This window comes from uncultured Granulicatella sp. (assembly GCF_963545075.1).
Lineage (GTDB): Bacteria > Bacillota > Bacilli > Lactobacillales > Aerococcaceae > Granulicatella.
In genome coordinates this window covers 1-14,564 of sequence record NZ_CAUUHX010000049.1, presented here as the reverse complement: position 1 = coordinate 14,564, position 14,564 = coordinate 1, and the positions used below count along the sequence as shown (strand labels likewise).

Genomic DNA, 14,564 nt, shown 5'->3' with positions numbered 1-14,564 from the left:
CATACTAACTTCTAGTTTTGATACTTAACTAGAAGTTACTTTGAAACTTTACGTAGATTATGTTTTTTCATTTTTTTGAACTTTAATAATGAATTTTTCAGAAAAAAAGAGTATAATAATAGAAAGAGATTACAGTAAAGGGTGTATGAAAATGAAGTTAATTGATATTACCAATAGTCACTTAAAACTTGTTAAAGAGCAATTAGCCAATACGGATGCATTTTTTGTAAAAGTGTATTCATTAGGACAAACAACTGTTATTTATGAAGATGCTGCTACTCATAAAGATATCGTTATTCTCAACCGTAAGCGTCGTGTAAAAGACAATGAAATTGAATTTGTTGTTCATCGTTTGCTTCATACAACTTATGATAATTTAGATATTATTTACGCAGATAATTTTGTTGAAATTAGTATTCCAGTAGAGAAACCAAAAATAAACTTTTCATAAAATGTTTTAAAGAACACCTGTACTGTCACTATTCCATATATAGTAAAAAAACGAGATTGACCTTTTCAATCTCGTTCTTTTATTTTTAACAAAAAGTAATTATATTGTATTGAATTAAAAAGAATTTTCCATGTAGCATTGTCATGAGATTCGCTTCGCGAAGCTGCTGCCGTTTCTTGCTACATCAGACAAAGTCTTAATTTAATCCTTAATACCCTTTTTTGACCTTCCCATTCCAAGCATCATATCCATTTTTCAAAATGAAAATATTTGAATAACCTTTACGTTTTAAACGATACGCTGCTCTTCCAGAAATCGTCATCCCTTGCTCATATAAATAAATCGGTTGATCCTTTCTTAATTCAAACATACGATCCTTAAATTGAGAATAAGGAATATTTCTAGCTCCTAAAATATGACCAGCTCTAAATTCATCCTTTTCTCGCAAATCAATTAATTGACCATGACGTAAGTCTTTACTAAATTCCGTTACATCTAAAGTTTCAGCTGCACTACGACGCATCCAAAATAATACTGCAATATACGCAACATATACTGCTAAAATACTCCAAACAATCCAAAATAACATACAATACTACCTCTCTGATTAAGATTTTCCAATTAATACTAATGAAGCGGCTCCAATAACCCCAGCATCATTACCTAATTCAGCTAAAGCTAAAACAGTTGATTCTTTAATTGGTGGGAAAACATTTTTCTCAAATTCTTCACGAACACCTTTTAATAAAAATTCACCAGCAGCACTCACTCCACCACCAATGACAATTCTTGAAGGATTTAAAATATTCGCTATATGAGAACATGCTACACCTAAATATTCTGAGAAATGACGAATCACGATTAACGCTAATTTATCCTCTTCTTTTGCCAAATCAAAAACATCTTTAGCAGTGACTTGTTGCCCGTCATCAATTCTTGCTTTCAATTCAGAATCTCCAGCATATTGTTCTGCATAACGACGAGTTAAGTTAACAATACCTGTTGCACTTGCTACAGTTTCTAAACAACCTTTCTTGCCGCATGTACAAGAGATTGGATCTTCAAAATCAACTGCAATATGACCTAGTTCGCCACCAGCACCACTAAACCCATGAATTAATTGGTTACCGGCAATTACTCCACCACCAACACCAGTTCCTAGTGTTACAAAAACAACATCTGGTTCATTATTTCCTGCACCAACCCATTTTTCACCTAGGGCAGCCACATTCGCATCATTATCAATATAAAATGATAAGCGTAGTTCTGATTCAATTTGTTCTTTAATTGGTTGTAATGTTTTCCAGTTTAAATTATACGCACCAATAACAGTTCCTTCTAGGCGATTTACTACACCAGGAGAACCCATTCCAATTCCTAAAAAGTCATCTTTTGTTAAGCCTAACAGCGTTAGTTTATGTTTAATCGATTGAATAATATCTGGAACAATATGGCTTCCTTCATCTAAAATATTTGTTGGAATAGACCATTTTTCTTGAATTTCACCATTTTGTGTTAAAATAGCAAATTTAATTGAGGTTCCTCCTAAATCAATCCCGATAATTTTTTTATTCATAATACTCACCTCATAAAACGTATTCAATTTAATTATAGTATATCAGTTAGTAAACAGTTTTCATAGTAAAAATTGTTTTATGCCAATAAAGAATAAGAGGATAAACACAATAATGTAAGCAATCCCAAAGAGGATTCTTTCATAAATTTTTGTTACTCCATCTCCTCTAAAGGTAAAAACAGCTGTCGCAATATATCCACCTACTAAACCACCAAGATGGCCATAAACATCTACTCTACTAAGGAATAAACTGGACAAAAGATTCATGATTAATAAAGCTTTATATTGCATTCCTAATTCTCTGAAAAAATAAATATATTTATGTTTCGTAGATAAATATAAAATAATTCCAAATAAGCCAAACAATGAAGTACTAGCCCCTGCTGAAATAGAAGGGCTAAAAGCAAAACTTGCAATATTTCCCATGATACCACTTAGTAGATAGATTACAAAAAATCTCCCATGACCAACGATACTTTCTAATTGATTTCCTAAAAAATATAAAAAGATACTATTCATTACAAGATGTTCCAATCCAATATGCAAAAATATCGGTGTTATAAAGCGCCAATATTGATGAAAAGCAATAATAAATGGATTATATTTTGCTCCAAAATAGACTAAAACCCCTGGATTTGTTGAACCCCCACTTAATGTCATTATGATAAACATGATGATTTGTATCAATAAAAATAGATTCGCAACTGTTAAATGTTGTAAAATCGTTCTTTTATATCTCTCTTTTTTCCAATAATTCATCTGAATGAATCACCCCTTCCTTTGTAATCAGCATTTGAACTGCTTGATCAAATACTTCCACATTCCAAACAGCTTCATCATAAACTTGTTCCTGATAAGCTAAACTAATGGTAGAAAAGTTCTGTTGTTCTATGAAACGATCATAGTAACCTCCACCAAATCCTAATCGTTCTCCTTTTTTAGAATAAGCCAGTCCTGGAACAATGACTAAATCAATCTGTTTTTCATCCACCCAAACTGGCTGAGTAGGCTCTTCTACTCCAAAGGAATTTTTTTGAAATTCAGTCTTTTCATCCCAATATGCAAATTTCATTTTTCTATTTGGTAAAGTTACTGGAACTACAAGCGTCTTATCCATCATTCTTGCTAACTTTACCACCTTATCCAATGAAAATTCCATTGGCATTGACTTCGTTAATGCAATGATTTTTGCTTCTGTCCATTCAGGAAGATTTTTTAAATAGTCTAATATAAGTTCTTCTTGATGATTTCTTTTTTCTATAGATAAGCTCATCAAAATTTCTTTTGCAATTTTTCTGGTATCTGCCTTATCCATTTTTAAATTTTCCATTACTTCAACCCTTTATCTTTCTTTGTTAAAGGTAATGTAATTTTAAAAATTGAACCATGATTTAATAAAGTGGTTACTGAAATTTCTCCATCATAACTTTCAATCAATTCTTTAGCAATAGATAAGCCTAAACCATTACCGCCTCTTTCTCTTGAACGAGCTTTATCTACACGATAAAATCTTGAGAAAACTTTTTTACGGTCTTCCTCGGTCATTCCCATACCGAAATCTTGAACAGCAATTTCTACATGTTCTTCTCCCTTAGATAAACTCATTATAATCTCTTTTCGTTCAAGAGAATATTTAACAGCATTATCCATTAAAATAATCACTACTTGCTCTAAATGATTTAAGTAAATAGGAATCCATAAATCTCTTTTTAAATCATCATCAAATGTGAATGTAAAATCGGGATATAACACTCGAAAATTATGCACTACCTGTTTCACTACATCTGTAACATTTGTTGTAGCATCCTTATATTGTTCCTTAACTTGAGGAGCACGTGATAAATCTAACATCTCTTGCACTAAAGTTTTCATTCTTTGCAACTCTACTAAAGAAGCTTGTAGAGATTCTTCTAAAACTTCGGGATCATCTTTTCCCCATCGATTTAATAATTTTAAATGCCCTTCCACAATTGCTACGGGAGTTCTTAATTCATGGGATACATCTTCCACGAAGTGTTTTTGTTGTTCAATATAAAAACTAATCTTATCTAATAATTCATTAAAATGTTCAGAAACAATTGCAAATTCATCGTTCTTTTCCGAAACTTTAATTCGCTTCGTTGAAATATTTTCTTCACTGATAGACGAAATGATTTCTTGAATTTTTTTAATAGGTTTTGTCATTTGATTCGATAGTAAGTATCCTAGAACAATCGCAATAATGGCAGAAACAAAAAGAATCAACAGCGCTAGCTGATTTAATTCCTCTTTTAATTGTTTTAAATTATCTAATCGATTTGTAATTGCTAAATAGCCTATTAAAATTCTTGACTTATTAGAAATAATAGGCATAGAAGTTTGAAAAATCGTTTGCCCATTTTTTAATTTCTTAATTTGAGTTTTAGCATCATTTCCAATTAATTCTCCATCATTCCAAGATTGGGTTCTAAAAATTTCTTTTCGATTTGTTCCATACACTTGTACATTGAACTGTTGATCATTAATATAAAATTTCTTTTGATAAACACCATCTTTATCTTTTTGGTAACTATTATTTTGATTCAATGTTGCTACAATATTTGCTGAAGTTAGTGGCGCTTCATACTCTGATAATTTTCCGCTCAATTGTTCTCTATATTTTTCCGTTAGTTCTATTTTTTGATTTTGATAATATTGGATTTCAAATCCTAAAAAAGCAATTGTAACCAATGTGAATAGTAAAAAAATAGTGGTCGAAATAATCAACCACCATTTTTTCCCAACGGAAGTCTCTTCATGTTTTTGTCTCATGATATCCTCCATTATGTTTTCATTAACGACGCATTACATATCCAGTTCCACGAACTGTTTGAATATAACTTTCTCGTCCTGGAATATCAATTTTATTTCTTAAGTAACGAATATATACATCGATAACATTCGTTTCCACTTCCATTTTATAGCCCCATACTTGGTTTAATAAAACTTCACGAGAAAGCACAATATTAATGTTTTCCATTAACATTAATAGTAATTCATATTCTCTCTTTGTTAAATCAATTAATTCTCCATTACGACGTACTGTACGATTTTCTTTTTCAATGACTAAATCACGATATTCTAAAATCGTTTGTTTTTGTACTCGCGCTTCCTCTTCGATACTTAACCTTCTGAACAATGCACGAATTCTTGCTAAAATTTCCTCAATTTCAAAAGGCTTAACAACATAATCATCCGCCCCTTGATCTAATCCAGTTACCCGATCCATTACAGAATCTCTAGCTGTCATAATAATAATTGGCGTTTTTTTCACCTGACGTAACCGGCGTACTACTTCTAATCCATTTAATTCTGGCAACATTAGATCTAATAAAATAACATCCCAATCTTCATCTATCGCTGCCTGCAAGCCACTTCGTCCATCAAAACAAATTTTTGTTTCATATCCTTCGTGTTGTAATTCTAATTCTACAAATCGTGCTAAATTTTTTTCGTCTTCAATAATTAAGATCCTTTGATTCGTGGACATGGATACACCTCTCCCTAATATTTTTACATTCATAACTATCATAACATATTCTTTGTTTCCATTATAGCCCTTCGAAAAAAAAAACACCATCTTAACGAATTTCTTTGACTTTTAACCGAATGAAATGATTAAAATAATTTCGATTTTATATGAATATTTTATAAATCATACAAAAAAGAGAATGAACAATTTCAGTTCATTCTCCTTTTGTATACTATTCTTCATCTAATAAATTTGTTTGACCTAAATCCTCGACTTCTTGAGAGACGACTTCTCCACCAATATTATAGTAAGCACGAATTTTTTGTGTTAATACTTCAACGATTTCTGGATGTTCCGTCAAATATTTTTTCGCATTTTCACGGCCTTGTCCAATTTTTTCATCATTATAAGCATACCATGCACCGCTCTTCTTCACTAAATCTAAATCAGAAGCCATATCTAAAATTTCACCAATTTGAGAAATTCCTTCTCCATACATAATATCCACTTCAGCTGTTTTAAATGGTGGCGCAACTTTATTTTTCACTACTTTAATTTTAGTGTGATTTCCTAAAATTTCTGCTCCATTTTTAATTTGATCACTACGACGAACATCTAAACGAATACTTGCATAGAATTTTAACGCACGACCACCAGGTGTTGTTTCTGGATTACCGAACATAATTCCAACTTTTTCACGCAATTGGTTAATAAAGATAGCAATTGTTTTTGTGCGGTTAATAGTCCCTGATAATTTACGAAGTGCTTGAGACATTAAACGAGCTTGAAGCCCCACATGAGATTGTCCCATATCTCCTTCAATTTCAGCACGTGGTACTAATGCAGCAACTGAGTCGACAATCACGATATCAACTGCACCTGAAGCTACTAACGCATCTGCAATTCCTAGTCCTTGTTCACCAGTGTCTGGTTGAGATAATAGTAATTCTTCAATATTAACGCCTAATGCTCTTGCATATTCTGGATCTAAAGCATGTTCCGCATCGATAAACGCTGCTACTCCACCACGTTTTTGTACTTCTGCTACCGCATGTAAAGCAACTGTTGTTTTACCACTTGATTCAGGACCAAAAATCTCAATAATTCTTCCTTTAGGGTAACCACCTGCTCCTAATGCAATATCTAATGCTAATGAACCTGAAGAAACAGTCTGAACTTGCGAATCAGCTTTTTCTCCTAATTTCATTACTGCACCTTTCCCATAACTCTTTTCAATTTTTTTCAATGCATCATCTAATGCACGTTGACGATTTTCTTGATCTGCCATGTTAAACCTCCATGTCCTCTTAATTCATCCTTATCATACACTATACTTCATACTGAAAGCAAGAAAAAACGAACATTTGTTCTGTTATTTTTTTAATAAATATTTTCTTAGCTCGTTTAAGCCATATTGAACCGCAAATTCACGGTTTCCATTTCGATTTCTTGCTAGATGTAATTCTATTGTTTTTGTTTCTAATTCATCCGCTAATGAAATAAATATTGTACCTACTTCTTTTCCTTCCATTGTTGAAGGACCTGCTACACCGGTAAAGGAAATTCCAAGGTCACTACCGAATATTGTTCGTACATTTTCTGCCATTGCTTCTGCACACTCTGCACTAACCATTCCATATTTTTCTAAAATTTCTTGTGGAACTTGTAATTGATTTTTCTTTACAGCTTCTTGATATGCAACACAAGAACCTAATACATACTGCGAACTTCCGTCTATAGAAACTAATGTCGAAGCAAAGAGCCCTCCCGTTAAACTTTCTGCTGAAGCGATACTTAATCCGCTACTTTTTAATAATTCGCTTGTAATCGATAATAGCGATTCGTATTCTCCATATCCATAGAAATATTCACTTTCAACGGACAAGATTTTTTCTTCTAATTCATCTAATAATCGTTCACACTCTTCTTTTGTATCGCCATTTGCAGTTAATCGAAGCACTACTTCATACATACCTGCATATGGAGCAATGGTTGGATTTGTTTGTTCTTCAATTAATTGTTCTAAATCCGTTACTAATCTAGATTCTCCAATTCCGAAGAAACGTAAATATCTAGATACAAAAGTTTCTTCATTTGAAACTTTTTCTTTTAAATAAGGAATTGCCTCTTTTTCAAGCATCATTTTTAACTCACTCGGTGGGCCCGGTAAAACAATAAAAATAGTTGAATCCGTTTCTAGTGCTCCACCGATTGCTAAACCATTATGATTTTTAAAAACTGTTTCATCTTTAAACGCTAATGCTTGAAGTCGATTATTAGGACTCATCGGACGGTGAGATTGTTGATGGAAACGAATAATTTTATCCATCGCTTCTTCATCTTCTACTAATTCTGTTTGAACAAATTTCGCTAAAACTTGTTTTGTAATATCATCTGTTGTAGGACCTAATCCACCACTTAAAATAATTAAATCACTACGACTACTAGCTAGTTGAATACTTTCAAACATTCTTTCTGGATTATCTCCAACAGTTTGTTGGTAATAAGTTGGAATAGACAACTTTGCTAATTCTCTAGCAATAGTTGCACTATTCGTATTAATCACTTGGCCCATTAATAATTCTGTACCGACTGTAATAATTTCTGCTTTCATACTTTTTACTCCTCATTTATAAAAAATAAAGAGGCCAGGTACTCCCAGCCTCCACCATTAAACAGAAAATGAATCTGCAAAAACATGTTTATTTTTTATAAAGTAATCTACTCCTGAATATACTGTTGCCACTAAACACACATATAACAAAATCGTACCAATTGAAAATGGTAATCCTTTAACTGGAAAATCATCAATTAATAAAAAGATAATCGCTAGCATTTGTGTTGCTGTTTTAACTTTTCCAGGCCATGCTGCTGCCAGTACTTCACCATCATTAATTAATAATAAACGAAGTCCTGTTACAGCTAATTCTCTACATACAATCACTGCTACAATCCACATTGGAATGACACCGGCCCCTACTAATGCAATAAAAGCCGTCATCACTAATAATTTATCTGCTAAAGGATCGGCAAATTTCCCAAAATTTGTAATTAAGTGATATTTTCTAGCTAAATAACCATCTAAAAAATCGGTAATGCTTGCAATAGTAAAAATAATCATTGCTAATAACCAACTAACACTTAAATTTGAATGAAGAACATTCACCATTCCTAAAGCATCTTTTGGAAAACACATAATTATTAAGAACAATGGAATCATGACAATTCGAGCAATAGTTAATCGATTGGCAATATTCATCCTATTCCCTCTATTCCACTGTAATGTAAATAGCCGTAGCACTTACTCCATCAGGAATTTGGATTTCTTGCCCTGCTAAAGTAATCGTACCAACTGGTGTATAACCGAAGTTTAAAACAATTGAATTTGTACCTTCAGGGATTGATCCTACTAATTGTTGTCCTGTAGTTGGAGCTCCATCGGCTACTACTTTTTGATTTGCTGTAATTCTTGCCCATAATTGTGTTCTTGCACGGTTTGTTACTACTAAGTTTGCAGGAAATTCAGCTAATTTTGCTGTATAATATAATGAATTTCCGTTTGCATATGAATAACGAATGGTTGTTTCTTTTGATTCTTTTGTAGTAGTTGTTGATTGTGTTGTTTCTGCAACTGTTGTTTCTTCTGCTTTCTCAGCTGTTGTAGTATTTTGAGCTGTTACAGTAGTTGCAACTGCTGCTGGCTTCGGCGTTGAACGTTTATTCAATAATGACTGTGCAATCGCAAATACAATTGCTACAGCTAACATTCCTAATAAAATTGTAGGTAAATAATTTTTAAATTGTCCCCAAGCTTTTGTAACAGAAGTTTGAGCCTCTCTATTATTAGATAAACGACTTGAGATGAATTTTTTATCTGCTAATACAGATTCTTCCTCAGGAATTCCTCCAGGATTTTTTGGAGTTTCTAATTCAAATTCCTCTAATAATCGAACACCGTCTACTCCAACTGTTTCTGCTACTTGCTTAATAAATGCACGAGTATAAAAGTCTCCAGGCATTAAATCGAAATCATTCTCTTCGATTGCAATTAAATATTTTTTTTGAATTTTTGTAATTTGTTGCAAGTCGTCTAAAGTATATCCTTTTTGTTGACGAGCACGTTTTAAGATTTCTCCAATTGTTTGTTCCATTTAATCACCAACTTTTCATATTGTCATGAAAAGTATACCATAGATTGCATATGAAACAAACTCATTCACTGTGTTTTTTCGACAACTTTCTTCTCATTCATTACAAGATAAACTTTTTCAGAACGAGTAGAACCATTTTTTAGATGAGCGATTAAATCAAAAACTTGACTTTTTCCATCCCATTTAATTTCTACATTCCCAGTAGAAAAGTCTATTCTAGTAGGATAAATCATTTCGTTTTCTTTGACTTCTAAATAATAATCTAAATTTTGAGTCGATAATTCTAACATTATTTTTAGTCGATACGTATCACGAATTAATCGATACTGATTCGCATTTGCTACTCGAATTTGATAAAAAGCAACCGTTACTAAGCTTGTAACAAATAATAATGCTAAGAAAGGGACTACTAAACTAGCTTTTATCTTTTGACGTTTTATCAGATTCTTTCTCACGAGTGTCCTCCTTTTTATGTTTCTCTTTACTAGGAGAAGATTTCTCATCTTGAATAATTTCTTTTTCAATTGAAATGACACGATTCCCTGGAATAAAATAGGTCTCAAATTTTTCGTTATTTCGTAGAATTCCTTTCAAACGTACTCCATCTTTTTCCCCTTGAAGTAGCATTTTTTCATATCCAATTAATAATGGATGGTAACCTTTTCCTTTACCTTCTCCCTTACTAATCCAAAGTGTGGACTTTAACTGATTATTATCTGATTTAGCACGAATTGAATAATCTTCTTCTTGAGTTGGTCTTCCATCTTTAAATTCTGTTTCAAAAGAAACCAAGGGTCTAGCATACCCTTGTAAATGTGTATCCATTTGAATCACCATTAAATGCCACTCTATATAATTTGGAACTTCTAATTTATTTTGCACTTTCAATAATACTTGGTAAACTCCACTAATCAGTAGAAGACTAACTGCAAATATTGCTAAAGCCATTAATTGTTCAATCAGAAGAAATCCTGACTTTTTCTGTAGAACCAATTCCTTCAATCTGAATCACCTCCTCTTGATTACAATGAATTGCAATAGAAGTCGGTGCTGTTTTTGAAGTGGATTTTTTATAATGGGATTGCTCTTTAGTTTTAGAAGATTTTTCATCTTTCTTTATAGACTCATCCTCTTTTCCCTTTTTTTCTTTAGCATAAGGAACTGGTACCCTACGTTCATGTAACTTTATTAATTGATTTGAATATTCATTTAATGTACATGCTTCATTTTTCTCTCTTTTTAAAGAATTTCCCAATATAAAAGATAGTAATAATACGGTTAAAGTTGCGATCATTAAAGCTAATAAAGCTTCTACAAAGGCGTAAGCTTTAATTTTTTGAAATTTCAACATAATATCTCCCCCCACCTAGATGAAATGTAAAATGGTATGAATATTTTTTCCCTTTAAATGTTATTTGAGAAACCTTATTAAACGTCGTTAAATTTCCTGTTTCTCCTCTAAATCGAATTAAAGGAATATTGGTTGTTGAAATACTTTTTGGAATTATTCTATCTGTATTTAATGATTCATTTCCTGGACAACTTAAGTGATAATAATTATTATTAGGATTATTTATTTCTACTGTTGAACTTTTTCCCGTTGCCTGTGCACTCGACTGCACCAATTTCAAATCATTTTCAAACTGCTTAATAAACACTCTTTCTTGATACGTTTCTCCAAAATCCACTATAGCTGGAGGAACTAGCCATAATAATATTATAAGAATACTGAGTGAAACAAGTAGCTCTACAAGAGTAAATGCATGAGATTTCATAGATTCCCTTCTCTTATTTAATTTCATTATTCTTTAGGGCTTTTGGAATCATTATATGCTTTCAATTGTTCAGCTGTTATATAATGCTCTTGTTCTAACTTTTCCGGTGTTGGCTTATCTGTTATATTTTTATCTAATTGATACAATTCTTGCTGATTTTTAATTACTTTCACAATCGCAGCATCTGATTTCTTTTGTGCTTCTTCTCTTTGTTTCGCAATATTTGGGATAATGAGTAGCATCATCAACCCGATAATAAATAAACAAATGAGTAACTCAATTAATGTAAATCCTTTTTTCTTTTTTAGTAATTTTTTCATCTTAATTTCCTCCAATCATTGTTAACGTTGGTAACATTAAAATAATATACATTGACATAATCATAAGCCCAATTCCAATAAATAGAACCGGCTGAACAAGCATAATTTTCTTTTCCAGTGTTCCTTTAAAATCCTCAAATGAATTTTTTGAAAATTGTCGCAATTTAATATCTAATTGGTGTGTTAGTTCTCCTTGAACAATTAATAAAATGAGTGGTTGTTGAAATAACTTCAATTGATCAATCGCACTTGAAAACGAGGTTCCTTTTTGCATTTCATCTTCAATAAATTCTGCGATAGCCTTTGTTAGAGGACTTGTGCCTGCTTGCTTCATCTGTTCAATCATTTGCAGTAATGACTGTCCATTTCCTAAAAAATAAGCAAATTCTCTAGCATATAAAAAGGTGTAATATTGTTGGACAAGACTTCCGACTATTGGGAGTCGAGTTAAAAATCGTAGGCGTTTCAAAATAGTTTTATTTTTCCAATATACATACACTATGCCGACTACAGTTCCTATAAAGAGACTAACTCCTAATACAATCCAAGGCAAATGAACAAAGCCATTCCATATCAAATAAAGCATCATATGGTCTTTAATACTCTCTACTTGAACCATCGACTGCAGTTGCCCTAGTAATAAATAGCGAATGGCAGCTACCATACAAACTAAAAACACAATCAAAATGCACGGATAAATTAATACTTGACGTAACTTCTTCAGTTGTTGATCTTTTTGTATTAAATATTGTCCAATCGTTCGACAAGAAAGTGCAAAAGAACCTGTCGACATGGATAAATAAATTTGTGAACAAATCGAATCAGAATACCCTACAAGATGTAAAGCTTCATCAAATCTCTCGCCCATCAATAAATGTTCCATCATGATACTAATGACGGCTTCTTGTTTTGGAATGAGTAATTTGGCAAATTCCAATGTTTCTTGTAATGTAAATCCCTCTTCTAGTAGTTCCCCTACTTGAGTTAAAAATAACGCTTGTGTTTTGTTAGACCATTTCTTAATAGATTTGGTAGGCTTCGAGACTTTGTTTTGAAATATATCCAAGTGCATAAGCTTTCCTCAACTTTCTATTAAACGGATGTTCCAAAGGATTTAAAAATCCTTCTTCTTGAATTAAATGTTGCAATGAAGTTCCATAAGCAATATCAAATAAAGTAGCCTTTTTCTTTGAAAGAGAAATATGATTACAATGAAAACAACAATGACTCTGGCATAGAGAACAATATCTCGGCACTAACCGCTGTGCCACGACTGCTACTAATGTTTGTCTTAATAAATCTTTTGTAATTCCTAATTCCTCTAATCTTGAGATAACTCCTTTACAATCTTTTGCATGAACCGTTGCTAACATTAAATGACCTGTTAATGCTCCACGAATGACCATTTTTGCTGTCATTTCATCTCGAATTTCTCCGATGAGCATCATATCTGGATGATGCCTTAATGAACTTTTGATGAGCAATTCATACGTAATTCCTGCTTTTTCATTGATTTCTGTTTGTAAAAACAATGGTTCACTCATTTCAACAGGCTCTTCCATTGTGATAACTTGCAAATTAGTATCATTAACACGGTTTCTTAACAAGTGATACATCGTCGTCGTTTTTCCGGAGCTGACAGGTCCTGAAAATAATATTAGCCCACTCTTGTAATGCAACATTCTTTGAAGAAGCTCAATATCTTTAGGAAAATAAGTCGATACCTCCCCAGATTTTTTCTCCTCCATCGATAAATGTAATAAACGAATCACAACAGAAGTTTGCATTTTAAAGTTTGTGATCACTGATAACCTTAATTCAATACTTGTTCCATTTGTTAATTCATATTTCATTGCACCACTTTGCGGTCTACGTTTTTCCCCTACATCCATTCCAGACCGATACTTTACAAAAGTAATCCACCGATTAGCAGTATCCGAATCAATTGTCTTTAGTAAGGATAATTGCTCCCCATCTCGTAAATAAAAACGATACTCCTCCCCAAAAGGCAATAAATGAATGTCATCAATGCGGAATTGGAGTGCTGCCAATAAAATTTCATTCGTTAGCTCCTCCATTTTTCTCCCTCCTTTATAAAAAATTGACTAGTCACTCTATATATACGCAAAAAAATCGAGAAAAAATTTTTTTCCTCGATTTTTTTTAAAATTATTTTTTATTTTTTTAAAAATCCTAATAATGCTCCAAAAATTCCTCCAAAACTATCTAAGATAACATCTTGAATTAATGGGGTTCTACCTGGAGTTAAGCCTTGGTGAAATTCATCTGTAATAGCATATAAAACAGTAATGAAAATTGCAATCATTAAACTCCAACCACGATTTTTCAAATGAATTTTTAGTCCTTTAGACCAATGATATCCAATGAAATAATAAACTAAGAAATGAGCTCCCTTACGAATAAAAAATTCAAGAAATTGAGCATATCCTAAACTTGGAATACTAATCACTTTTCCTGCATATGTAAAATGAATTTTCGATAACATCTCTGAAAAAGGTTGAAATGGTAGGATTGTCTGTATATTTGAAACAAGTGATTGATCATGATAAGGCATTGAAGAACTATAAAATATAATCCCCATTAATACAATCGCAATAATAATCGATACTGTTCCTCTAGTGGTTCTTGTCATAGAATCCCTCCTATTTACTAGAATAAATTCATTATTGGCTACCATATATAAATTGTCAAGCAATTTTAGAAAAACAAAAACTCTTACTATAACACGTAAAGTTTCAAAGTAACTTCTAGTTAAGTATCAAAACTAGAAGTTAGTATGA

At 32.2% G+C, this 14,564-nt stretch carries 19 protein-coding genes; 1 reads left to right on the top strand and 18 read right to left on the bottom strand.

The window, feature by feature from the left end; translation table 11 throughout:
* Nucleotides 1-151: 151 nt before the first annotated feature.
* Nucleotides 152-451: a DUF1827 family protein gene (locus tag RWZ86_RS07025; RefSeq protein ID WP_314680852.1), complete on the top strand. Its 300-nt coding sequence runs from the start codon at nucleotides 152-154 to the stop codon at nucleotides 449-451.
* A 208-nt stretch (nucleotides 452-659) separates the two neighbouring features.
* Here the strand turns inward: RWZ86_RS07025 and RWZ86_RS07020 are convergent, their stop codons facing one another.
* The 18 genes from RWZ86_RS07020 to RWZ86_RS06935 form a co-directional block, all read right to left on the bottom strand.
* A complete protein-coding gene (locus RWZ86_RS07020) occupies nucleotides 660-1,040 on the bottom strand; it encodes a rhodanese-like domain-containing protein (protein ID WP_314450278.1) in 381 nt (126 codons plus the stop codon).
* An 18-nt stretch (nucleotides 1,041-1,058) separates the two neighbouring features.
* On the bottom strand, nucleotides 1,059-2,027 hold the full coding sequence (locus tag RWZ86_RS07015) for an ROK family glucokinase (protein WP_314680850.1): 969 nt from the start codon (nucleotides 2,025-2,027) through the stop codon (nucleotides 1,059-1,061).
* A 60-nt stretch (nucleotides 2,028-2,087) separates the two neighbouring features.
* The gene (locus tag RWZ86_RS07010; RefSeq protein WP_314680847.1) at nucleotides 2,088-2,786 is read right to left on the bottom strand and encodes a rhomboid family intramembrane serine protease; all 699 of its coding nucleotides are present in this window, start codon (nucleotides 2,784-2,786) and stop codon (nucleotides 2,088-2,090) included.
* Entirely contained in the window at nucleotides 2,758-3,357 is a 600-nt protein-coding gene (locus tag RWZ86_RS07005; RefSeq protein WP_314680845.1) for a 5-formyltetrahydrofolate cyclo-ligase, read from the bottom strand. Before RWZ86_RS07005 ends, RWZ86_RS07010 begins: the two co-directional genes overlap by 29 nt.
* A complete protein-coding gene (locus RWZ86_RS07000) occupies nucleotides 3,357-4,817 on the bottom strand; it encodes a HAMP domain-containing histidine kinase (RefSeq protein WP_314680842.1) in 1,461 nt (486 codons plus the stop codon). Before RWZ86_RS07000 ends, RWZ86_RS07005 begins: the two co-directional genes overlap by 1 nt.
* Before the next feature lie 22 nt (nucleotides 4,818-4,839).
* Nucleotides 4,840-5,535: a response regulator transcription factor gene (locus tag RWZ86_RS06995; RefSeq protein WP_314680840.1), complete on the bottom strand. Its 696-nt coding sequence runs from the start codon at nucleotides 5,533-5,535 to the stop codon at nucleotides 4,840-4,842.
* A gap of 214 nt (nucleotides 5,536-5,749) precedes the next feature.
* Nucleotides 5,750-6,805 (bottom strand): recombinase RecA, encoded by a 1,056-nt coding sequence (gene recA, locus RWZ86_RS06990; protein WP_314680838.1) that lies wholly within the window; start codon nucleotides 6,803-6,805, stop codon nucleotides 5,750-5,752.
* Between the two features lie 84 nt (nucleotides 6,806-6,889).
* A complete protein-coding gene (locus tag RWZ86_RS06985) occupies nucleotides 6,890-8,131 on the bottom strand; it encodes a competence/damage-inducible protein A (protein ID WP_314680836.1) in 1,242 nt (413 codons plus the stop codon).
* Between the two features lie 57 nt (nucleotides 8,132-8,188).
* Nucleotides 8,189-8,776: a CDP-diacylglycerol--glycerol-3-phosphate 3-phosphatidyltransferase gene (gene pgsA / locus RWZ86_RS06980; protein ID WP_314680835.1), complete on the bottom strand. Its 588-nt coding sequence runs from the start codon at nucleotides 8,774-8,776 to the stop codon at nucleotides 8,189-8,191.
* A gap of 10 nt (nucleotides 8,777-8,786) precedes the next feature.
* The gene (locus RWZ86_RS06975; RefSeq protein ID WP_314680833.1) at nucleotides 8,787-9,668 is read right to left on the bottom strand and encodes a helix-turn-helix domain-containing protein; all 882 of its coding nucleotides are present in this window, start codon (nucleotides 9,666-9,668) and stop codon (nucleotides 8,787-8,789) included.
* Between the two features lie 65 nt (nucleotides 9,669-9,733).
* Nucleotides 9,734-10,123, bottom strand: a complete 390-nt coding sequence (locus tag RWZ86_RS06970; protein ID WP_314680831.1) for a hypothetical protein — start codon at nucleotides 10,121-10,123, stop codon at nucleotides 9,734-9,736.
* Nucleotides 10,083-10,670 carry a hypothetical protein gene (locus RWZ86_RS06965; RefSeq protein WP_314680829.1) on the bottom strand — a complete coding sequence of 196 codons (588 nt, stop codon included), beginning with the start codon at nucleotides 10,668-10,670 and terminating at the stop codon, nucleotides 10,083-10,085. Before RWZ86_RS06965 ends, RWZ86_RS06970 begins: the two co-directional genes overlap by 41 nt.
* Nucleotides 10,624-11,016 carry a hypothetical protein gene (locus RWZ86_RS06960; RefSeq protein WP_314680826.1) on the bottom strand — a complete coding sequence of 131 codons (393 nt, stop codon included), beginning with the start codon at nucleotides 11,014-11,016 and terminating at the stop codon, nucleotides 10,624-10,626. Before RWZ86_RS06960 ends, RWZ86_RS06965 begins: the two co-directional genes overlap by 47 nt.
* Complete coding sequence (gene comGD / locus RWZ86_RS06955) at nucleotides 10,997-11,443, bottom strand: competence type IV pilus minor pilin ComGD (RefSeq protein ID WP_314680824.1); 447 nt, start codon at nucleotides 11,441-11,443, stop codon at nucleotides 10,997-10,999. The genes RWZ86_RS06960 and comGD overlap by 20 nt, the downstream gene beginning before the upstream one ends.
* A 26-nt stretch (nucleotides 11,444-11,469) precedes the next feature.
* Nucleotides 11,470-11,763 (bottom strand): competence type IV pilus major pilin ComGC, encoded by a 294-nt coding sequence (gene comGC, locus RWZ86_RS06950; protein ID WP_314680822.1) that lies wholly within the window; start codon nucleotides 11,761-11,763, stop codon nucleotides 11,470-11,472.
* 1 nt (nucleotide 11,764) lies between these two features.
* Entirely contained in the window at nucleotides 11,765-12,829 is a 1,065-nt protein-coding gene (gene comGB, locus RWZ86_RS06945; protein WP_314680819.1) for a competence type IV pilus assembly protein ComGB, read from the bottom strand.
* On the bottom strand, nucleotides 12,783-13,841 hold the full coding sequence (gene comGA / locus RWZ86_RS06940; RefSeq protein ID WP_314680816.1) for a competence type IV pilus ATPase ComGA: 1,059 nt from the start codon (nucleotides 13,839-13,841) through the stop codon (nucleotides 12,783-12,785). Before comGA ends, comGB begins: the two co-directional genes overlap by 47 nt.
* A 98-nt stretch (nucleotides 13,842-13,939) precedes the next feature.
* Nucleotides 13,940-14,416: a VanZ family protein gene (locus RWZ86_RS06935; RefSeq protein ID WP_314680814.1), complete on the bottom strand. Its 477-nt coding sequence runs from the start codon at nucleotides 14,414-14,416 to the stop codon at nucleotides 13,940-13,942.
* Nucleotides 14,417-14,564: the final 148 nt, after the last annotated feature.

Excerpts from the sequence above, each read along its gene's own strand:
- RWZ86_RS07025 (WP_314680852.1), top strand. The coding sequence starts at position 152 with ATGAAGTTAATTGATATTACCAATAGTCACTTAAAACTTGTTAAAGAG.
- RWZ86_RS07020 (WP_314450278.1), bottom strand. The coding sequence starts at position 1,040 with ATGTTATTTTGGATTGTTTGGAGTATTTTAGCAGTATATGTTGCGTAT.
- RWZ86_RS07015 (WP_314680850.1), bottom strand. The coding sequence starts at position 2,027 with ATGAATAAAAAAATTATCGGGATTGATTTAGGAGGAACCTCAATTAAA.
- RWZ86_RS07010 (WP_314680847.1), bottom strand. The coding sequence starts at position 2,786 with ATGAATTATTGGAAAAAAGAGAGATATAAAAGAACGATTTTACAACAT.
- RWZ86_RS07005 (WP_314680845.1), bottom strand. The coding sequence starts at position 3,357 with ATGGAAAATTTAAAAATGGATAAGGCAGATACCAGAAAAATTGCAAAA.
- RWZ86_RS07000 (WP_314680842.1), bottom strand. The coding sequence starts at position 4,817 with ATGAGACAAAAACATGAAGAGACTTCCGTTGGGAAAAAATGGTGGTTG.
- RWZ86_RS06995 (WP_314680840.1), bottom strand. The coding sequence starts at position 5,535 with ATGTCCACGAATCAAAGGATCTTAATTATTGAAGACGAAAAAAATTTA.
- recA (WP_314680838.1), bottom strand. The coding sequence starts at position 6,805 with ATGGCAGATCAAGAAAATCGTCAACGTGCATTAGATGATGCATTGAAA.
- RWZ86_RS06985 (WP_314680836.1), bottom strand. The coding sequence starts at position 8,131 with ATGAAAGCAGAAATTATTACAGTCGGTACAGAATTATTAATGGGCCAA.
- pgsA (WP_314680835.1), bottom strand. The coding sequence starts at position 8,776 with ATGAATATTGCCAATCGATTAACTATTGCTCGAATTGTCATGATTCCA.
- RWZ86_RS06975 (WP_314680833.1), bottom strand. The coding sequence starts at position 9,668 with ATGGAACAAACAATTGGAGAAATCTTAAAACGTGCTCGTCAACAAAAA.
- comGD (WP_314680824.1), bottom strand. The coding sequence starts at position 11,443 with ATGAAATCTCATGCATTTACTCTTGTAGAGCTACTTGTTTCACTCAGT.
- comGC (WP_314680822.1), bottom strand. The coding sequence starts at position 11,763 with ATGAAAAAATTACTAAAAAAGAAAAAAGGATTTACATTAATTGAGTTA.
- comGA (WP_314680816.1), bottom strand. The coding sequence starts at position 13,841 with ATGGAGGAGCTAACGAATGAAATTTTATTGGCAGCACTCCAATTCCGC.
- RWZ86_RS06935 (WP_314680814.1), bottom strand. The coding sequence starts at position 14,416 with ATGACAAGAACCACTAGAGGAACAGTATCGATTATTATTGCGATTGTA.